Origin of the sequence: Spongiactinospora sp. TRM90649 (assembly GCF_029382225.1) — a bacterium.
GTDB lineage: Bacteria > Actinomycetota > Actinomycetes > Streptosporangiales > Streptosporangiaceae > Spongiactinospora.
Map to the genome: position 1 here is coordinate 74531 of NZ_JARLTC010000026.1, position 17864 is coordinate 92394.

Consider the following 17864-nt stretch of genomic DNA (forward strand, 5'->3'; position numbering starts at 1 on the left):
TAAGAGTCGGCCGCCTGAGCGCACCATCTCACATCGCCTGGCGAAGGGCGCAGTCGTTCCATGGAGAAAGGGGACGCGTTTGACCCCGGGATCACAGGATATGGCCGCTAATCTCCGTAGAGAAGAACTGCTGCGGGCCCTGGCCCAGGTGCGGGCGCACGCCGCGCGGCTGGAGGTGGCGCTGGATTCGGCGCACGCCACGCTCACCGGCAAGGCCGTCTGGGTAGGGCCGGCGGCGCAGGATTTCATCGGGGAGCTGACCGGTCGCAGGGCCCGGCTCCGGACGCTCACCCAGCGGATCGTCGAGGATCTGGAGGCCCGGCTGCAGGCCATTCCGGAGAAGGCGCCACGCTGAGCCCAGGCTGTAGGGCCCGCACGGAAACGAAACAGGAGAGCGGTATTGGGTGAGACGATGCGTGCCGTCGTGCTGAGCGGTCCCGGTCCGGTGGAGAATCTGCGGTTGACCAAGCTGCCCAGGCCCGAGCCGGAGCCGGGGTGGGTGCGGATCCGGGTGGAGGCGTTCGGGCTCAACCGGTCCGAGCTGCACACCAGGCTCGGCCTGGCCGAGGGTGTGATCTTCCCGAGGGTGCCCGGGATCGAGGCCGCGGGGGTGGTCGACGCGGTCGGGCCCAGCGGCGCGCTGAGTCCCGGTCGGCAGGTGGTGACCATGATGGGCGGGATGGGCCGCGTCTTCGACGGCGGCTATGCCGAGTACACGTGCGTCCCAGAGGCGCAGGTGCTGCCGATCAGTACGGACCTGCCGTGGGAGGTCGTGGGCGCCCTGCCGGAGATGGTCCAGACGGCCAACGGCTCGCTCACCGTCGGGCTCGACCTGCGCGCGGGGCAGTCGCTGCTGATTCGCGGCGGCACGTCCTCGGTGGGGATGGCGGCGGCGGCGTTGGCCAGGCGGGCCGGGGCCACCGTCCTGGCCACCACCCGGCGTGCGGAACGGGCGAAGGACCTGGCCGCCGCAGGGGTGGATCATCCGATCGTGGACACCGGCGAGATCGCCGCCGCCGTCCGCCGTATCGTGCCCGGCGGGGTGGACGCCGCGCTCGAACTGGTCGGCACGCCGACCCTGCCCGACACGCTGCGCGCGGTCCGCGTGCACGGCACGGTCTGCTTCACCGGCATGCTGTCCAACCAGTGGATCGTCAAGGACTTCTACCCGATCGGCTACCTCCCCAACGGCGTGCGCCTGACCGCGTACGGCGGCGAGGCCGCCGACCTGCCCGCCGTGACCTTCCAGTCGATCCTCGACGAGATCTCCGCCGGACGCCTCACCATCCCGGTCCACCGCGTCTACCAGGGCCTGGACGACATCCGGCAGGCCCACACCGACATGGAGGCCGACACCGCGGTCGGCAAGCTCGTCGTCCGCGTCACCTGATCCGGTTTCTGGGTCGTGACGGGGCACCCGACGCCGTCGAATGTGAGATGCCAGTAGATCATCACAGCGGTCCGCGAGGCGGTCGTGAGTGTGCTCAATCGCAGGGAAGTGATGTCCTGGCCGGCCGGGGGCGCGTTCGGCGCGGTCGCGGCGTCCGTCTGGCCAGGCGGGTCGGCCGCAGCCGCAGCCGCCGACGACGGCGTCATCGTGCTTCTGCGGGCCACGCTGATCGACGGCATCGGCGCGCCGCCTCGGCCCGGCGCGGGGTGAACGTGCGGTACATGATGCGGCGATAGCGGGTGTGCTCGGGCGGGTCCTGGTTGACCAGGGACGCCGGGTCGTCGTCGATGGCGGTGCCGGTGACCATCCGGGGCAGTCCGGGCATGCGCAGGTTGCGGCTGGCCGTGGGGGCGGCCAGCAGGGCGCGGACGTCGTCGTACCTGACGGCGACCGGGACGCGGTCGCCGCTCGGCATGGCCGCGGGCGCGAGCGGCCCCGACTCCCGCCTGCGGTCCAGCTCAGGTGATGGTGTGCCCAGCGGCCCCGGCACGATGTCCGGCCACGACTCTTCCGGTTCAGCTCCGCCGGCCATCGCAGCCTCCGCGATTCCTTGATGCCTGGAGGACAACCCAGACTGGAACGTACGAAATGCCGCGACGCCCGTCAACACTCGCTACTGGGGGACGCCTTACTGGGCCGACTTGACCAGCTCGTCGATCGCGTACGGCAGCGACAGCAGCGTGCTCTGCGACATGGCCGCACCGATTGCCGGGCCCTCGCTGTCCAGCAGGTACGACACCTTGCCGCCCTTGACGGCCGGCAGGTTGGCGAACAGCTTGAACTTCTTCAGCGCGTCCTGGTCCGCCTGGTCGGCGATGACGAAGAGGCGATCGACGTCGATCAGGTCGATGCGCTCGGGCGACAACACGGTGTAGAAACTGCCCCCCGCGATCTTGTCGATCTCGGTGGCGCCCTTGAACCCGATGCCGGTCACCATGCGCCCGCGCACGTCGGTCGTGGTGAACGGGGCGACCGAGTTCTTGTACCAGGACAGCGCGACGGCGGTCTGGTCCGCGAACTCCGGGTTCGCCTCGCGGGCGGCGGTGAGCTTGTCGTCGATCGATTTCACCAGCGCGGCGCCTTCATCGGCCTTGCCGAGCGCCTTGGCGATGTGCAGCGCGTTGTCCTGCCACGGCGCGCTGAACGGCTCCTTCTCGGTCTTGGTGCGGCCGACCGTGGGCGCGATCTTGGTGAGCCGGTCGTAGGCGGCCTGGTCGATCTCGGAGTAGACCGCGATGATCAGATCCGGGCGCAGCGCGGCGATCTTCTCGTAGTTCGGGCCGGAGTCGCCGTTGCTCATGACGACCTCGGGGCGGGTGTCGCCCCACTTGTCCTTCACCCAGGGCCACTGGGTGTTGATGTCGGGGGTCTTGCCGGGCGGGTTCGGGTACTGGTCGACCATGCCGACCGGCTTGACACCGAACGCCAGGATGGCCTGGTCGTCGGTGTAGCCGACGGAGACGACCCGCTGCGGGGCCTTGGCGATCTCCGTGCTGCCGAACGCGTGCTCCACGGTGACCGGGAACGCGCCGCCGGCGGTGGCCGTGGTCTCGCCGCCCGGCCGGTCGGCCGCGGATCCGGCCGCCGAATCGGATCCTGATCCGCATCCCGCCAGGAGGCCGGCGCCGAGGGCCGCGGCGGAGATCGCCGTCGCGAACCGTCGCAAGGACTTCGTGGTCGTCGTTCGTTGGTGAAGCATTCGAATTCCTTGCTCACTTCGTGCTGTCTAGGCGAGCCCGTGCAAAGGGCAGGCAAACCGTAGCACGCACGATAAGGCTAGGCTAACCTAACCCTGCCCACGTCAAGTTACCCGTGTATGGGCCCGGCCGATCGGCACGATGAGCGGCCGGTCGCTCACCGGATCGTCGATCACTCGGGCGCGCAGCCTGAACGCCTCGTGCAGCAACTCGGCGGTGATCACGTCACGCGGGTGTCCCTGGGCCAGGATCGACCCCGACCGCATCACGATCAGGTTGTCGCTGTAACGCGTGGCCAGGTTGAGGTCGTGCAGCACCATGACCACCGTGCGCCCCGACTCGTGCAGGTCGTCCACCAGATCGATCACCTCGATCGCGTGGGCCAGGTCGAGGTAGGTCGTCGGCTCGTCGAGCAGCAGCAGGTCGGTGCCCTGGGCGAGGGTCATCGAGATCCAGACGCGCTGGCGCTGCCCGCCGGACAGCGCGTCGATCGGACGGTCGGCCAGGTCGGTCACGCCGGTCATGGCCAGGGCGCGCTCCACCACGTCGGCGTCGTCCGACGACCACTGCCGCAGCCAGCTCTGGTGCGGGTGCCGGCCCCTGGCGACCAGGTCGGACACCGTCAGCCCCTCCGGCGCGACCGGGGCCTGGGGGAGCAGGCCCAGCTTCTTGGCCACGTCTCTGGTCTTGAGCTTGGCGATGTCCTCGCCGTCCAGCACGACCGTGCCGCCGGCCGGTTTGAGCAGCCGGGACAGGGTCCGCAGCAGGGTGGACTTCCCGCAGCCGTTGGGGCCGATGATCGTGGTGATCACCCCCGGCGGTATCACCACGTCGAGATCGTCGATGACGGCCCGGCCGCCGTAGCCGACGGTGACGCCGTGGGCGGCCAGGCGCGGGGTGGTGATGTGGTGCGTGGTCACAGGGACACTCTAGTTAGGCAAGGCTTGCCTTCACATCCCTCCTGAGGTTCGCGCGCACCAGCAGGTAGACCAGGAAGGGACCGCCGATCGCGGCGGTGACCACGCCGACCGGCAGGCTGAACGGCAGCGCCGTCCGCGCCACCAGGTCAGAGCCGATCAGCAGCAGTGCGCCCACCAGGCCGGACGCCACCAACGGCGGTGTCGCGCACCGCGACAGGCGCATCGCCACCTGCGGCGCCACCAGCGCAACGAACGGCACCGGTCCCGCCGCGCCCACCGCCACACCCGCCAGCAGCACCGCGCACAGCAGCAGGGCGGCGCGCACCGCCGAGTACCGGACCCCCAGGCCGGCCGCGATGTCGTCGCCGAAGTGCATCGGCCGCAGATGGAACGCGCAGTAGCCGACGACGGCCAGCAGCGCGGCCGTGGCCCACGGCGCCACCTGGACCTCGTCCCACGTCCGGCCGTCCAGCGAGCCGACCAGCCACGCCTGGGCCCGGGCCACGTCCCGGATGTCCGCGCTGACCAGCAGCCAGATCGTGACCGCCTCCATGACGGCGCTCACCGAGATGCCGATGAGGATGAGCCGCAGGCCGTCGACGCCGCGCCGCCACGCCATGAAGTAGACCAGCAGGCCGGTGCCGAGGCCGCCCGCGAGCGCCGCCGCCGACAGGCCCACCGAGCCGGTGATCGCCGTGGCGACCCCGCCCGACGCCGTCACCAGGAAGATCGCGACCGCGCTCGCGCCCCCGGTGATCCCCAGCACGTCCGGGCTGGCCAGCGGGTTGCGCGCGACGGACTGCGTGATCGCCCCGGATACCCCGAGCGCGACGCCGACGACAAGCCCGGCCAGGGCGCGCGGCATCCGCAGGTCCATGATCACGAACTCGTCCACCCGCTCGCCCCGGCCGAAGATCGTGGCGATCACCTGGGGCAGGCCGATCGGGAAGTCCCCGACGGCGATCGACAGGCAGAACACCACGAAGGCCGCCGCCGCCAGCAGCAGCGCGACGAACATCATCCAGGGCCGCCACACGAACGACGTACGGCCGAGCCGTACCCCCGGCGCGACCGGCCGCTTCACCACGATCTTGCTCATGCCTTCTTGAACTTTCCACGCCAGACCAGCACCGCGAAGAACGGCGCCCCGACGAGGGCGACGACGACGCCCGCCTGCAACTCGCCCGGCCGGGTCACCACGCGTCCCGCGATGTCACAGAACAGCAGGACAAGGGCCCCGAGCAGCCCCGCGTACGGCACCAGCCAGCGATAATCCGGCCCGGTGAGATACCGGGCCACGTGCGCCACCATGAGCCCGAGGAACGCGATCGGCCCGCACGCCGCGGTCGTCGCGCCCGCCAGCAGGGTGATGGCGACGATCCCGACGGTCCGGCTCCGCGCGATGCTCACACCGAGCCCGCGCGCCACGTCGTCGCCCAGGTTGAGCAGGTTGATGGTGGGCAACGTGCTCAGCGCCAGGACCAGCCCGGCCGCGACGAACCCGGCCACCGGCCAGATGACGTCGAACCCGACGCCCGCCACGGTGCCCGCGTTCCAGAACCGCAGCGCGTTCATCGACGCCTGATCCGACAGCGAGACCGCGATGGTCATCGCCGCGAGGAACACCGTCACCCCCTGACCGGTCAGCGCGAGCGTCAGCGGACTGCCCGACCCCCGGCCGAGGCTCGCCAGCCCGAACACGATGACCCCGGCGACCGCCGCGCCCAGAAAGGCGAACCAGACGTACTGGTACGGATTGGAGAACCCGAACAGCAGGATCACCGACACCACGGCGAACGAGGCGCCGGAGTTCACCCCAAGCAGCCCCGTGTCCGCGATCGGATTTCGCGTGTAGCCCTGGATCAGTGCCCCGCTGACGCCCAGCGCGACGCCCGCGACGACGGCGAGCACGGTCCGGGGCGTCCGCACGGTCTGCACGATGAGCGCGATCTCGGTAAGCCGCTGATCCGCACCCGGGGTGGGGCCCGAGGCCGCGAACAGCCCGAACCAGACCTCACCCGGACTCAACCCCCGAGCGCCCACGGCCAGCGACACCGCCCCGGCGACCACGAGGCCCACCAGCAGCACCCCCGCCCCCACGACCCGCCGCCGCCGGACCACCCCGCCCTCGGAAACCGGCCGCTTCCCAACCGTCGCACTCATGGCGACGTACCGTATCCGGTGATCCCCCAGCCCCTCACGCCCAGGTCTTCAACCATCGCCGCTCATGCCGAGCGAGAGTGACGGGGCCAGCTGAGGCGGAGGCTGGGATGGGCGGGGCGCATCATCGCGACCTGTGTAAGCGCGTCCCTTCCGCAGGCGGTATAGGCGGTGGTTATGGGGGAAGCGTTGGGTGGGCGGGGGCGTGGGGCGGTGTCATCGTGGGGTGGGTGGGCGCTTGTCTCGCGGTAGTGGAGGAGACCGGTATGAGGAAGAACCTCATGAGGGTGATCGCGGTCGTGGTGCTGGCGTTCGGGGTGGGGATCGGGGCGCCCGGGGGGCAGGCGTGGGGGGTCTCGTCGGAGGCGGGGCTCGGGATCTGGCTTGATCCGGCGGCGGGGAGTGTCGTGCCGGGTGGGTCGGTGGTGACGACGCTGCACACGGACACGGCTCCGACGGGGATCTTCGTCGCGGGGTTGCCGGCGGGGGTGAGCATCGGGCTCGGCTCGGGAAGGCCGACGGTGTTCAGGATCTCGATCAACACTGCGGCCTCGACGGTGCCCGGGGTGTATTTGATCAGGTTCGGGGCGTCGGGATCGACGGCCACGTACACGCTGACCGTGATCGGCTGAGCTACTGGGGCGTCCCGAGGCCGGAGGACGGGGTCACCGCCTTGTTTCAGGTGCTCGGCAGGGGTGTGTCGCAGGTGGGGCAGACGAAGTGATCGTCTTTGACGATGCTGGACGAGGCGCATCGCGGGCAGTGGCGGAAGGTGATCGGGTGGGTGAAGGCGCCCGGATGGGGGATGCCCGCGTGGTCGAGGGCGATGGCGACGGCCGGCCATGATGTGACGGCGGGGCAGTAGCCGGTGGACTGGTTGCCGATCTCGCGGACCGACCACCGGCCGCCCTCGTGGGAGAAAGTGATCTCTCCGGCGCTCAGGACGGGATCGCCTCCGGCGCACGCGACGTGTTCGCTTCGGCGCGGGGCGAGGCGGAGCACCCCGTGTAGGTCGATGACGAAGGTGAACGGCTCGTCCCGCTCATTCGCGGCCTGGCCCGTCATCCAGCGGCGAGGTCGGCCGGTGCGGTGATCGGACATCCGGAATCGCCGGGCCGGGCACGATCGCGGATCTCCTCGGGCCCGACGTAGGGGGTATCGCCGGCTCACATGGGGATCATGCCGGGACATCGGGTGGATTCCCGGGCGGTGGCCCGCCTTCCACCCGATCCGCGGGTGGGAGGCGGGCGGTGGCGCAGGTCAGGTGTGGGTGACCGGGCAGCCGTTGGTGAGGGTGCTGAGGAAGGCGTTGGGGTCGTAGTAGTGCTCGACCTCCAGGAGTCGCAGGTCGTCGCTGACCTTGGCGACGCTCATGCCGTACATCTCGATGCGCTCGCCGGTCGGGCTGTGGCCCTTGTACTCGCCGGAGAAGGTGCCCCAGTGCCGCCACTTGAAGGCGACCACCGGCGGGGGCGAGATGACCTCCAGCACCTCCCAGAAGAAGCCCTGGGGGAAGGCGGTATGGAAGACGTGGTGCTGGGACTCGAAGGTCTCGTCCTCGCGCCGGTAGAAGGCGCTGTCGCCAATGAGGATGTTGTAGCTGCCCTGCTCGGCGATGTCCCGGGCGGAAGCCCATTCGCCGCCGTTGACGCGGGTGCGGAAGTGTTCGGTCACCATGGAGACCCATGTTTCCGGGTCCTTCTTGTGGGAGACCTCCATCTCGAAGACCTGCACGATGCGTTCGACGATGGCCTCTAGTTGGTCGGACTCGAAGCGGTGGGTGCGTTCACCGGGCATGACCTCGTGTGACAGGTGGTAGTCCGGCGCGCTTTCGCGCCAAGCGCCCGGCTCGGCGGCGGCGATGACCGCTTCCCGGCCCTGGAGCCACAACGGGGCTTCGGTGGTGTCCGGCATGATGCCTTCCTTTTCGGCGAGGATCGGCGGGGCGCACCGGTACGATCACAGGCTTCGGAAAATCATGCACCGTTCGAAACCGATAGACAAGTTCACCGTCGGCGTCCATTCGGAAAAGTACGGACGGCGATGCGGCCACTCCGCTCCGAATTCACCGTCGCGGGGGCGGTCACCGCGGGTTCCGGTCGTGTCGCACGCTGATTCGGGATGGCCGGCGGTTGGTCACGGACATGCGTTTGTGACACCTGCGGAGAAGTCCGAGTTCTATATGGTCGTGTTATAGGGTCCGCTCGCGCGGTTCGGCAAGGCCGATTTTCCATTATGTCCGATGCCGGTCACCGGCCTGGCAACTTCCGGACACATCCAGGGTGATGCCGTCCGGGCGCTTTGATGAATCGGCTGGTCCGGGCGCATCCGCCGACGCGGGGCGGCGTCGATACAGGGTGAGAACGACCCCTGGACACCACGTGATGATCGATGTTATCGATTAGGCGCGAGTCTGATCACTTTATGTCTTTCTTATGCCAAGTCCGCACCTCAGTCGTGCATTTTTCCCGAGCTTGGAGTCGGTGAACGTGATCAGTATCATTTCGCGCTTCTTATGCGTGTTCACCTGTTTGGCGTTGCTGGCCACCGGGGTCGCGCCGATGATGCGGCCCGCCGCCGCGCAGACGGTTTCTCCCGGCTGTGCTCCCGGTTCCCCGGCGTCCTCCGCGGCCGAGGCCGCCCGGCCCGCCTACCGTGCCACCGCCGAGGGCGGGACGGCGAAGACGATCACCTATGACGACGTCCGGCTGGAGATCGGCGCCAAGGCGCTGGGCGGCCGGACCGAGATCGGAATAACCCCGCTGGCGAAGGGGCAGTTGCCGGTGCTGGGCGCCGGGATGGAGAACGTGACCGAGGGGCCGCGCGCCGGTTACCGGTTCACGCCGACGCCGTTCCGGTTCGAGAAGGAGATCACGATCAGCCTGCCGTACGACGCGGCGAAGCTGACCGCGGCCGGACTGACCCCGCAGGACGTGCGGACCTTCTACTTCGACGAGCGGGACGACTGCTGGCGGGCGCTGACGCGGGTCGGAGTGGACACCGAGCAGGGGCTCATCGTCTCCAGGACCGACCACTTCACCGACATGGTGAACGCCACGGTGAGCGCGCCGGAGGGCCCTGACCAGGTCTCGTTCGACCCGACGAGGATCACTGGTATCCAGGCCGCGGACCCGTCGGCGAACCTGAACCAGATCGCCGCGCCGACCGCCAACGAACTCGGCGAGGCGCGGCTGTCGTACCCGATCGAACTGCCGGGGGGCCGGGCGGACCTGGAGCCGTCGCTGGCCGTGGAGTACTCGTCGGCGGCGGTCAACGGCTGGATGGGCGTGGGCTGGGATCTGTCGGTGCCGTCCATCTCGATCGACACGCGCTGGGGCGTGCCCCGCTACGACGCGCGGAACGAGTCCGAGACGTACCTGTTCGGCGGGGAACAACTGACCCCGGTGGCGCACCGGGGGGCGGTGCGGCCCCGTACCGCCGACAAGGTGTTCCGTCAGCGCGTGGAGGGCCGGTTCGCGCGCATCGTGCGCAAGGGGGACTCGCCGAAGACCTACACCTGGGAGGTGACCGAGAAGTCCGGCACGCACCGGCGGTACGGCGGCGAAGGGGCCGTACTGGCGGATGACGCGGGCAACGTCTTCTCCTGGGCGCTCCGCGAGGTGCGCGATCCCAACGGCAACACGATGCGGTACCAGCACACCACCGTCGAGGACACCGGGGTGCCAGGTGGATCGGTCGCCGGGCGCGCGCTCTATCCGAAGAAGATCACCTATACCGGGCGCGGCGACGCCGACGGCCCGTACTCCGTGACGTTCGTGCGGGACCGCGAGCTGGCCGAGGAGCGGCGCTCCGACGTGTCGATCGACGCGCTGGGCGGATTCAAGCGTGTGGTGGCCGACCTGCTGCGCCGCGTCGAGGTACGGCTCGGCGACAGGCCGATCCGCCGCTACGACTTCGGCTATACCCAAGGGGCGTTCCAGAAGACGCTGCTGAAGACGATCCAGCAGTACGATGCCGCCGGGAAGCTGTTCAACACTCACGAACTCGGCTATTTCGACGACATCCGCGACGCCACGGGCAAGTACACCGCGTTCCAGCGGGTGGACTGGTCCTCGCCGGACGACGACCTGTCCAACCGGGTGGTCAACGGGGTACGGCCCGGCGCGGGCGAGGCGGGCGCGCTCAACGGCAACACCTCCCGGAGCGCGGGCGGTCACCTGTACGTCGGCTGGGGGGCGTCGGCGAGCAAGTCGGGTTCCGTCGGCGTGAAGGCCGGGTTCGGCAAGGGCTCGGACGAGGGACTCCTGGCGCTGGTGGACGTGGACGGCGACACCCTGCCGGACAAGGTCTTCAAGGGTGGCGGCGGATACGTCTTCCGCAAGAACCTGTCGCGGCCCGGCGGCGAACCGCGCTTCGCCGCGCAGACCACACCGCTGCGAAACCTGCCGGGGATCTTCGCGCAGAGCTCCAGCACCCGCACCATCGGTGTCGAGGCGTACCCGGGCGCGGCGGTGCAGCTCGATCACGTCGACACGATCAGCACCACGAACCGGTATTTCACCGACGTCAACGCCGACGGCGTCGTCGACCTGGTCAACGGTGAGAACGTGCTGTTCGGGCGGGTCGGCGCGGACGGAGTGCCGGTGTTCGGCGCGGTGTCCGACACCCCGGTGCCGATCGGGGCCAGCAAGGTGGACGCCGAGGGCCTGCTGTCGGACTACTCGGCCGACATCGAACGGCGCAAGCAGTCGTTCCCGCTGGTGGACACCCTGCGCCGGTGGACCGCGCCGTACGACGGCACGGTCAGTGTCACCGGCGCCGTGCGGCTGGCCGAGGTCGAGGGCGAACTGCCGGCATTCGCCAGGCCCGACGGGGTCCGGGTGGCCGTGCAGCACGAGGACTCCGAACTGTGGTCGGCCCGGATCACCGATCACACCGAGCACACCCCGCAGGGGGTGGACGCCGTCCAGGTCGGCAAGGGCGATCACCTGTACTTCCGGGTCGGCTCGGTCATGGACGGGGCGGCCGACCGGGTGACCTGGAACCCGAAGATCACCTACACCGGCCTGCCGGAGACGGCCGACGCCAACGGCCTGCCGCTGACCACCTACACCGCCGCGGACGACTTCACCCTGGCCGGGCGCGCGGCCAGGGTCACCGTGCCGAGGGACGGCACGCTGACCCTGGGCGGCGCGCTCACCAAGAGCGCGGTCACCACCGACGACCTCACCGTCCGCGTCACCCGGGCGGGGGAGACCGTCTTCGAGAAGCGGGTGGAGGCCGCGTTCACCGGCGAGGTGCCGGTGGCGGCGACGGTGCCGGTCACCAAGGGGCAGGTGCTGGCGTGGCGGGTCCAGACGGACTCGCCGATCGACGTGACCGCGCTGACCTGGACCCCGACGGCCGCCTACGCCGAGACCTCACCCGTGCCCGGCGAGTTCGGGCAGGAGTTCAGCGCGCCGTACGACATCAGCACCTTCACCGCGGCGAGCGGGGCCGCGCCACCGCGGCCGTACACCGTGTCCACCGGCGGGACCCTCACCGTCACACCGCGGCCGGTCGCCGCCGACGGCGCCACCGGCCAGGTGGTCTTCACGGTCAAGCGGCGGGGCGCGCTGCTCGCCAAGCAGGCCGTCACGCTGGGCGCGGAGCCGGTGCCGATCCAGGTCGAGGCAGCCACGGGCGACGGGCTGTTCTTCGACTTCAGCACGGCGGCGCCGGGGGTGCTCACCGGAGCGTCGGTACTGGTCGGCGAGGCCGAGGCGGCGGCGACGGTGCACAGCCCGGAGCCCGAAGGAGTGTACGGCCGGCCGTACCGTGGCTGGGCGTACGCCGGTTACAACGGCAACGGCGATCGGGCCACCCGGCCGATCCGGCAGGGCGACCTGGAGAAGGCGGACGACGTCCAGGCGCAACTGCCCCAGAGCGTCGATCCGGAGCGGGACCGGGCGGAGTTCGAGCAGGACCCGAAGGTCACTCCGCCGAACGCGGTGCTCTTCGTGCCGCAGCCGGACCGGAAGCGCTGGGCGTCGGGTGAGGACCTGTGGATCTCCGGTGGCACGGTGACCAGTTCGCGGCTGGGCGGGCAGGCGATCGGGCTGCCCGCGGCCTCCGACGTCTCCGGTCCGCGGGCGGTGCCGAGAATGTCCCGTTCGCAGCAGATCTCGGTGACCGGCGGAGTCGGCGGCGGTGTCGGGACCGTCGGCGGCAGCGTCGCGACCGGTACCTCCAGGGGGGAACTGGACTTCATCGACATGAACGCCGACGGGTTCCCCGACGTGCTGGGACCGGGCGGCATCCAGTACACCGGCCCGAGCGGCGTGCTGGGCGAGACGCGCGGCGACATGCCGGGCCGCGCCGTGCGCACGTCGAAGAACGTGTCGGGCAACGCGAACGCGGGCAGCGCGGCCCGGACGATCACCACCGGCCGCGGCGAGGCGGCGCCCGGCGGGACGAACACCGCGAACACCTCCGCGAGCGGCAACGACATGCCACCGCTGGGCATCGGCGGCAACCTGGGCTCAGGGACCTCCGACGCCGAGTCCGACCTGCTGGACATCAACGGCGACGGCCTGCCCGACCGGGTGTACGAGAACGGCCGCGCGGCGTTGAACCTGGGTTACCGGTTCGCCGCGCCCGAGCCGTGGCCGGGCGGGCCGCTGAACGACGGCAGCAGCGACAACACCGGCGTGAACATCGGCTTCAACACCGACTTCTACGGCTTCGCCGGCGGCGCCTCGCTCAACCAGGGCGACAGCTCGACCTCGGCCACGCTGGCCGATGTGAACGGCGACGGCCTGGCCGACCGGGTCTTCGCGGGCTCGCCGATCCGGGTGGCGATCAACACCGGCAGCGGTTTCGCCGCCCCGGTCGAGTTCGGCGGCAGCCTGTCCGGGGTGAACGCCGACGTCAACGCCAGGCTGGGCGCCGGTGTGTACTTCACCATCTCGATCCCGATCCTCTTCGGGTTCATCATCGTCAACCCCGGCGCCGACACCTCCACCGGGGCCTCCCGCGCCGCGCAGATGCTCCGTGACATCAACGGCGACGGCTTCGCCGACCACCTGGCCTCCAGCGCGGACGACCGGCTCACCGTGGCGGCCAACCAGACCGGCAGGACCAACCTGCTCAGGTCCGTCGAACGGCCGCTGGGTTCGGCCATCGAGCTGGATTACACCCGGGACGGCAACACCTATGATCAGCCGGGTTCCCGGTATGTGCTGAGCTCGGTCAAGACCGATGACGGCCTGGCCGGGGACGGTGCGGACGTCCAGCACACCACCTTCGGCTACGCGGGCGGTGTGCACGACCGGCTGGAGCGCGAGTTCACCGGGTACGCCACGGTGAAGGCGCAGGTCCGATACCGGAACGGCGGCGTCTACCGGACGATCACCTCCGAGTACGACACCGGCGGCCACTATACGCGCGGCCTGGTCACGCGTGTCCTCACGGCCGACGGGCAGGACCGGCCCTTCACCGAGACGCTGCACACGTACGAACTGCGCGATGTCGCCACCGGCGAGGCCGGCGACGGCGACAGCACCACCGCGGCGATCTTCCCGATGCCCGTCCGCAAGGACCAGCGCTGGTACGAGGGCCAGAACCAGCCGGGCAAGCAGACCCGCACCGAGATGGTCTACGACGGTCTCGGCAACGTCACCAAGACCACCGACCAGGGCGAGAGCGGCGTCGCCGACGACGTGGTCGCCACCACCGGCTACGCCGACTGCGCCGACGCCTACATCGTCGGCGTGGCCAACAGGTCCGAGGTACGCGGCGGCGGCAGGGTGATGCGGCGGAGCGAGGCCACCGTGGACTGCGCCACCGGCAACGTGACCCAGCATCGGGCCAGGCTCGACGACGCCGGGCCGGTCGCGGTGACAGACGCGACCTACCATCCCGGCGGGACCCTGGCCACGCTGACCGGTCCCGTCAACCACCGCGGACAGCGCTACCAGGCGACCTACGGCTACGACGAGGTGACCGGCACCTACGTCACCTCGACCAAGGACAGCTACGGCTACGAGTCCTCGGCCACGTACGACCTCAGGTTCGGCGAGGCCGAGACGTCCGTCGACATCAACGGCCAGCGGCTGGTCTACGCCTACGACGACGCCGGGCGGGTCGCGACCGTGACCGGCCCGCACGACCACGGGGCCGGCAGGCCGACCATCGCCTTCGACTATCACCCCGAGGCGGCGGTCCCGTACGCCACCACCCGCCACCTGGACCGGGCGGCGGACGGATCGGTCAAGGCGGACACCATCGACACCGTCACCTTCACCGACGGCCTGGCCAGGGTCGTGCAGACCAAGAAGGACGCCAGGATCGGCGGCGTCGACGGGATGACGGTCTCCGGCCGGATGGTGTTCGACGAGTTCGGCCGCACGTCCGAGCAGTACTACCCGCTCGGCGAGCCGAAGGGCGCGGGCAACGTCGCGTTCAACCCGGCCTTCGACACGGTGCGCCCGACCACGAACGGTTACGACGTGCTGGACCGGCTGGTGCGAACCGTCCTGCCGGATCGAACGGGCAGCAGCACGGCCTACGGCTTCGGCGCGGACCGCTCCGGCACGCGGCAGCTCTCGACGGCGGTCACCGACGCGGAGGGCAACACCAAGACCACCTATACCGACGTGCGGGAGCAGATCACCTCGGTACGCGAGCCGAGCGCGGTGAACGGCGGCCCGCCGATCTGGACCGGCTACACCTACGACCCGCTCGGTCAGCTCACCAGGGTCACCGACGACAAGAACAACCACACCATCAGCGCCTACGACGGCTTCGGCCGCCGTACCACGGTGACCAGTCCCGACTCCGGCCGGACCAGCACGGCCTACGACCTCGCCGGCAACACGATCAGTAAGATCACCGCCAACCTGGCGTACCAGGGCAAGAAGATCACCTACGGCTACGACTTCAACCGGCTGGTCTCGATCGACTATCCGATCTTCCAGCACAACGACGTCCGCTACACCTATGGCGGGCCCGGCGCGCAGTACAACACCGCCGGCCGGCTGGCCAAGATCGAGGACGCCGGGGGCGTGACCACCCGCCGGTACGGGCCGCTCGGTGAGATCGCCTTGGAGAGCAAGACGCTGCCGGGGCCCGGCCACTATCCGAGGACCTTCACCACGGGCTACAGCTACGACAGCCTCGGCAGGGTGCTCCAGCTCACCTACCCCGACGGGGAGGTGCTCAGCTACGGCTATGACTCCGGCGGCCAGGTGATCTCGGCCACCGGCGTCAAGGGCTCCCACACCTACTCGTATCTGCGCGACATGCACTACGACGAGTTCGAGCAGCGCACCCGCGTGTCGCTGGGCAACGGCACCACCACCACGTTCACCTACGACGCCGCCGACCGCAGCCTCGCGCTGCTCAACTCCACGCTGCCCACCGGGTACGAGTTCCAGCACCTGCGCTACGGCTACGACGACGTCGGAAACATCACACGCATCCAGAACGACACCGACATTCCCGGGTCGTCGACGACACCCGCGCTCGGCGGGCCGTCCACCCAGACCTTCGCCTACGACAACCTCTACCGGCTGACCCAGGCCGGCGGGCAGTACACGCCGGACATTCACCGGACCGACACCTACGCGTCCCGCACCACCTACGACACCATCCACAACATCGTCGGCAAGCAGCAGCGCCACGCCATCGTCGCGAGCAACGGCAGCGAGTACGTGCGACCGGACACCACCTACTCCCACGTCTATGGTTTCGGTTCCCGCCCGCACGCGCCCGTCGACGTGGGCCCGCAGAGCATGCGGTACGACCACAACGGCAACCTCGTCGACCAGTACCCGGCCCTGCCGGGCAAGCCCCGCCGCCAGTTGATCTGGGACGAGGACAACCGGCTGGCCTGCTCGCACGACACCATCACGTTCGACACCAAACCGCAGACCCCCGCCGCCTGTGACGACTACTTCCTGCCGCCCACGGTGCGGTTCACCTACGACAGCCAGGGCCAGCGGGTCGTCAAGGACGGTCACCAGACCACCCTGTATCCGAACCAGAACTACACGACGCGCAACCTGACCGATTACAAACACGTTTTCATCGGCACCACCCGGATCGCCACGAAGACCGCCAGACCGAGCACCGTCTACGAGAAGGACCAGTTCTTCTATCACGGCGACCAGATCGGCTCGACCACCTTCGGTACCGACGGCGGCGGCCGGCTGGCCGAGCACCTCAACTACTTCCCCAGCGGGGAGACCTGGATCGAGGAGAGCCCCGGCCGGCCCGACCCCTATCAGTTCACCGGCAAGGAACTCGACCCGGAGACCGGCTACTACTACCACGGCGCCCGCTACTACGACCCTCGCCTGGGCCTGTGGAAATCCGCCGACCCGATCATCGGCGACTATCTCGACGGCCAGGGCAACGACGGCGTCTACAACCCCGGCAATCTCAACCTCTACGGCTACGGTTACAACAACCCCGTCCAGAACACCGATCCCGACGGCAACCTGGTCTTCCTGATCCCGGCCGCCATCCTGGTCGGCAAGGGCGTCATGTGGGGCATGACCGCCTACGCGGCCTACCAGGGCGCGCGATCGGTGGTCAACACGGCCACCGACATCGCCGAGGGACGTAAGACCTGGCAGGAGGGGGCCACCGAGGCGGGCTGGGCCCTGGCCGAGGCCGGCGCGGAGGCAACCCTCGGCAGGCTCAGGGTGGTCGAACGCACCGCCGAGTGGGTCGGCAACACCCAGGTGGGCAGACGCGCCACCAACTGGGCCGCCGAGAAGGCGGGCGACCTCTACGACGCGGCCCGGCAGAAGTGGGGCAGGTCCGGTGGTTGCCTGAACAGCTTCACCCCCGGCACCGGCGTGCTGATGGCGGACGGCACGGCCAAGCCGATCGAGGAGGTCGAGCTCGGCGACGAAGTCCTCGCCACCGATCCCGAGACCGATCGGACCGAGGCCAAGGCGGTCACCGATCTGATCCTCGGCGAAGGGGACAAGGATCTGGTCGAGATCTCCGTCGACATCGACGGTGATCGCGGCGACCGTACCGCCGACATCACCGCGACCGACGGCCACCCCTTCTGGGTGGCCGGGGAGAACCGCTGGGTCGATGCCGGAGAGCTCAAGCCCGGCATGTGGTTCCGCACGTCCACCGGCGCGTACGTGCGGGTGGACGCGGTCAGCGAGCGGACCGCGCAACGACGGGTGCACAACCTGACGGTCGAGGACATCCACACCTTCTACGTGCTGGCGGGCACCACACCGATCCTGGTCCACAACAGCGGCCCGTGTCCGATCGGCACCGAGGTCCGTGTCAACAGCGGTGGTCTCGCCACCCTGGCGTTCGAATTCCGCAGAAGCCAGAAGATGAACACGTCCGGGCGGAACGTCGCGGTGGCGCGGGTGTCCGGATCGGACAAGCCGATCTACGGCCGAAGCGGTGACGGCGCCCACTCCGAGGATGAGATCATCGCGCAGTTGAAGCCGGGGCAGAAGATCCTGGAGCTGTACTCTGAGCGCCAGCCGTGCCCCCGGTGCAACGGCCGCCTCGGCCCGCACATGGCGGACGACGCGGCGGTGACCTGGTCCGTCCCCTGGGGCGACCCGGCCACCGAGGTGGGGAGACTGATGAATTCCCAGTCGAACGAACGGCTGAGAGAAATGCTGGCCAGGGCCCTCGGCTACAAGGACTGAT

The 17864-nt window shown here is 69.7% G+C and carries 11 protein-coding genes; 4 read left to right on the forward strand and 7 right to left on the reverse strand.

All coding sequences use genetic code 11. From position 1 onward, the window contains the following. The first annotated feature begins 100 nt into the window (after positions 1 to 100). Together P3X83_RS27020 and P3X83_RS27025 are read left to right on the forward strand one after the other, a co-directional pair. Positions 101 to 355 (forward strand): hypothetical protein, encoded by a 255-nt coding sequence (locus P3X83_RS27020; RefSeq protein WP_277308037.1) that lies wholly within the window; start codon positions 101 to 103, stop codon positions 353 to 355. Positions 356 to 400: 45 nt separating this feature from the next. After that, positions 401 to 1390 (forward strand): zinc-binding dehydrogenase, encoded by a 990-nt coding sequence (locus tag P3X83_RS27025; RefSeq protein ID WP_277308038.1) that lies wholly within the window; start codon positions 401 to 403, stop codon positions 1388 to 1390. A 202-nt stretch (positions 1391 to 1592) separates the two neighbouring features. On the opposite strand, the gene P3X83_RS27030 is transcribed toward P3X83_RS27025, so the two are convergent. The 5 genes from P3X83_RS27030 to P3X83_RS27050 all read right to left on the reverse strand — a co-directional run bounded on the left by P3X83_RS27030 (position 1593) and on the right by P3X83_RS27050 (position 6230). Then, the gene (locus P3X83_RS27030; RefSeq protein WP_277308039.1) at positions 1593 to 1982 is read right to left on the reverse strand and encodes a hypothetical protein; all 390 of its coding nucleotides are present in this window, start codon (positions 1980 to 1982) and stop codon (positions 1593 to 1595) included. 96 nt (positions 1983 to 2078) lie between these two features. Further along, positions 2079 to 3116 carry an iron-siderophore ABC transporter substrate-binding protein gene (locus tag P3X83_RS27035; RefSeq protein WP_277308040.1) on the reverse strand — a complete coding sequence of 346 codons (1038 nt, stop codon included), beginning with the start codon at positions 3114 to 3116 and terminating at the stop codon, positions 2079 to 2081. A gap of 135 nt (positions 3117 to 3251) precedes the next feature. After that, positions 3252 to 4067, reverse strand: a complete 816-nt coding sequence (locus P3X83_RS27040) for an ABC transporter ATP-binding protein (RefSeq protein WP_277308041.1) — start codon at positions 4065 to 4067, stop codon at positions 3252 to 3254. A 13-nt stretch (positions 4068 to 4080) separates the two neighbouring features. Then, a complete protein-coding gene (locus tag P3X83_RS27045) occupies positions 4081 to 5166 on the reverse strand; it encodes an iron chelate uptake ABC transporter family permease subunit (protein ID WP_277308042.1) in 1086 nt (361 codons plus the stop codon). Then, entirely contained in the window at positions 5163 to 6230 is a 1068-nt protein-coding gene (locus P3X83_RS27050; RefSeq protein WP_277308043.1) for an iron ABC transporter permease, read from the reverse strand. The genes P3X83_RS27045 and P3X83_RS27050 overlap by 4 nt, the downstream gene beginning before the upstream one ends. A 227-nt stretch (positions 6231 to 6457) precedes the next feature. On the opposite strand from P3X83_RS27050, the gene P3X83_RS27055 reads away from it, so the two are divergent. Continuing rightward, positions 6458 to 6859: a hypothetical protein gene (locus P3X83_RS27055; RefSeq protein ID WP_277308044.1), complete on the forward strand. Its 402-nt coding sequence runs from the start codon at positions 6458 to 6460 to the stop codon at positions 6857 to 6859. Between the two features lie 46 nt (positions 6860 to 6905). Here the strand turns inward: P3X83_RS27055 and P3X83_RS27060 are convergent, their stop codons facing one another. Both P3X83_RS27060 and P3X83_RS27065 read right to left on the reverse strand, forming a co-directional pair. Next, positions 6906 to 7328, reverse strand: a complete 423-nt coding sequence (locus P3X83_RS27060) for a hypothetical protein (protein WP_277308045.1) — start codon at positions 7326 to 7328, stop codon at positions 6906 to 6908. Between the two features lie 159 nt (positions 7329 to 7487). Further along, positions 7488 to 8141 (reverse strand): hypothetical protein, encoded by a 654-nt coding sequence (locus tag P3X83_RS27065; protein ID WP_277308046.1) that lies wholly within the window; start codon positions 8139 to 8141, stop codon positions 7488 to 7490. Between the two features lie 605 nt (positions 8142 to 8746). Between P3X83_RS27065 and P3X83_RS27070 the strand changes: the two genes are divergently transcribed. Then, positions 8747 to 17863: a SpvB/TcaC N-terminal domain-containing protein gene (locus P3X83_RS27070; RefSeq protein WP_277308047.1), complete on the forward strand. Its 9117-nt coding sequence runs from the start codon at positions 8747 to 8749 to the stop codon at positions 17861 to 17863. Position 17864 lies beyond the last annotated feature (1 nt).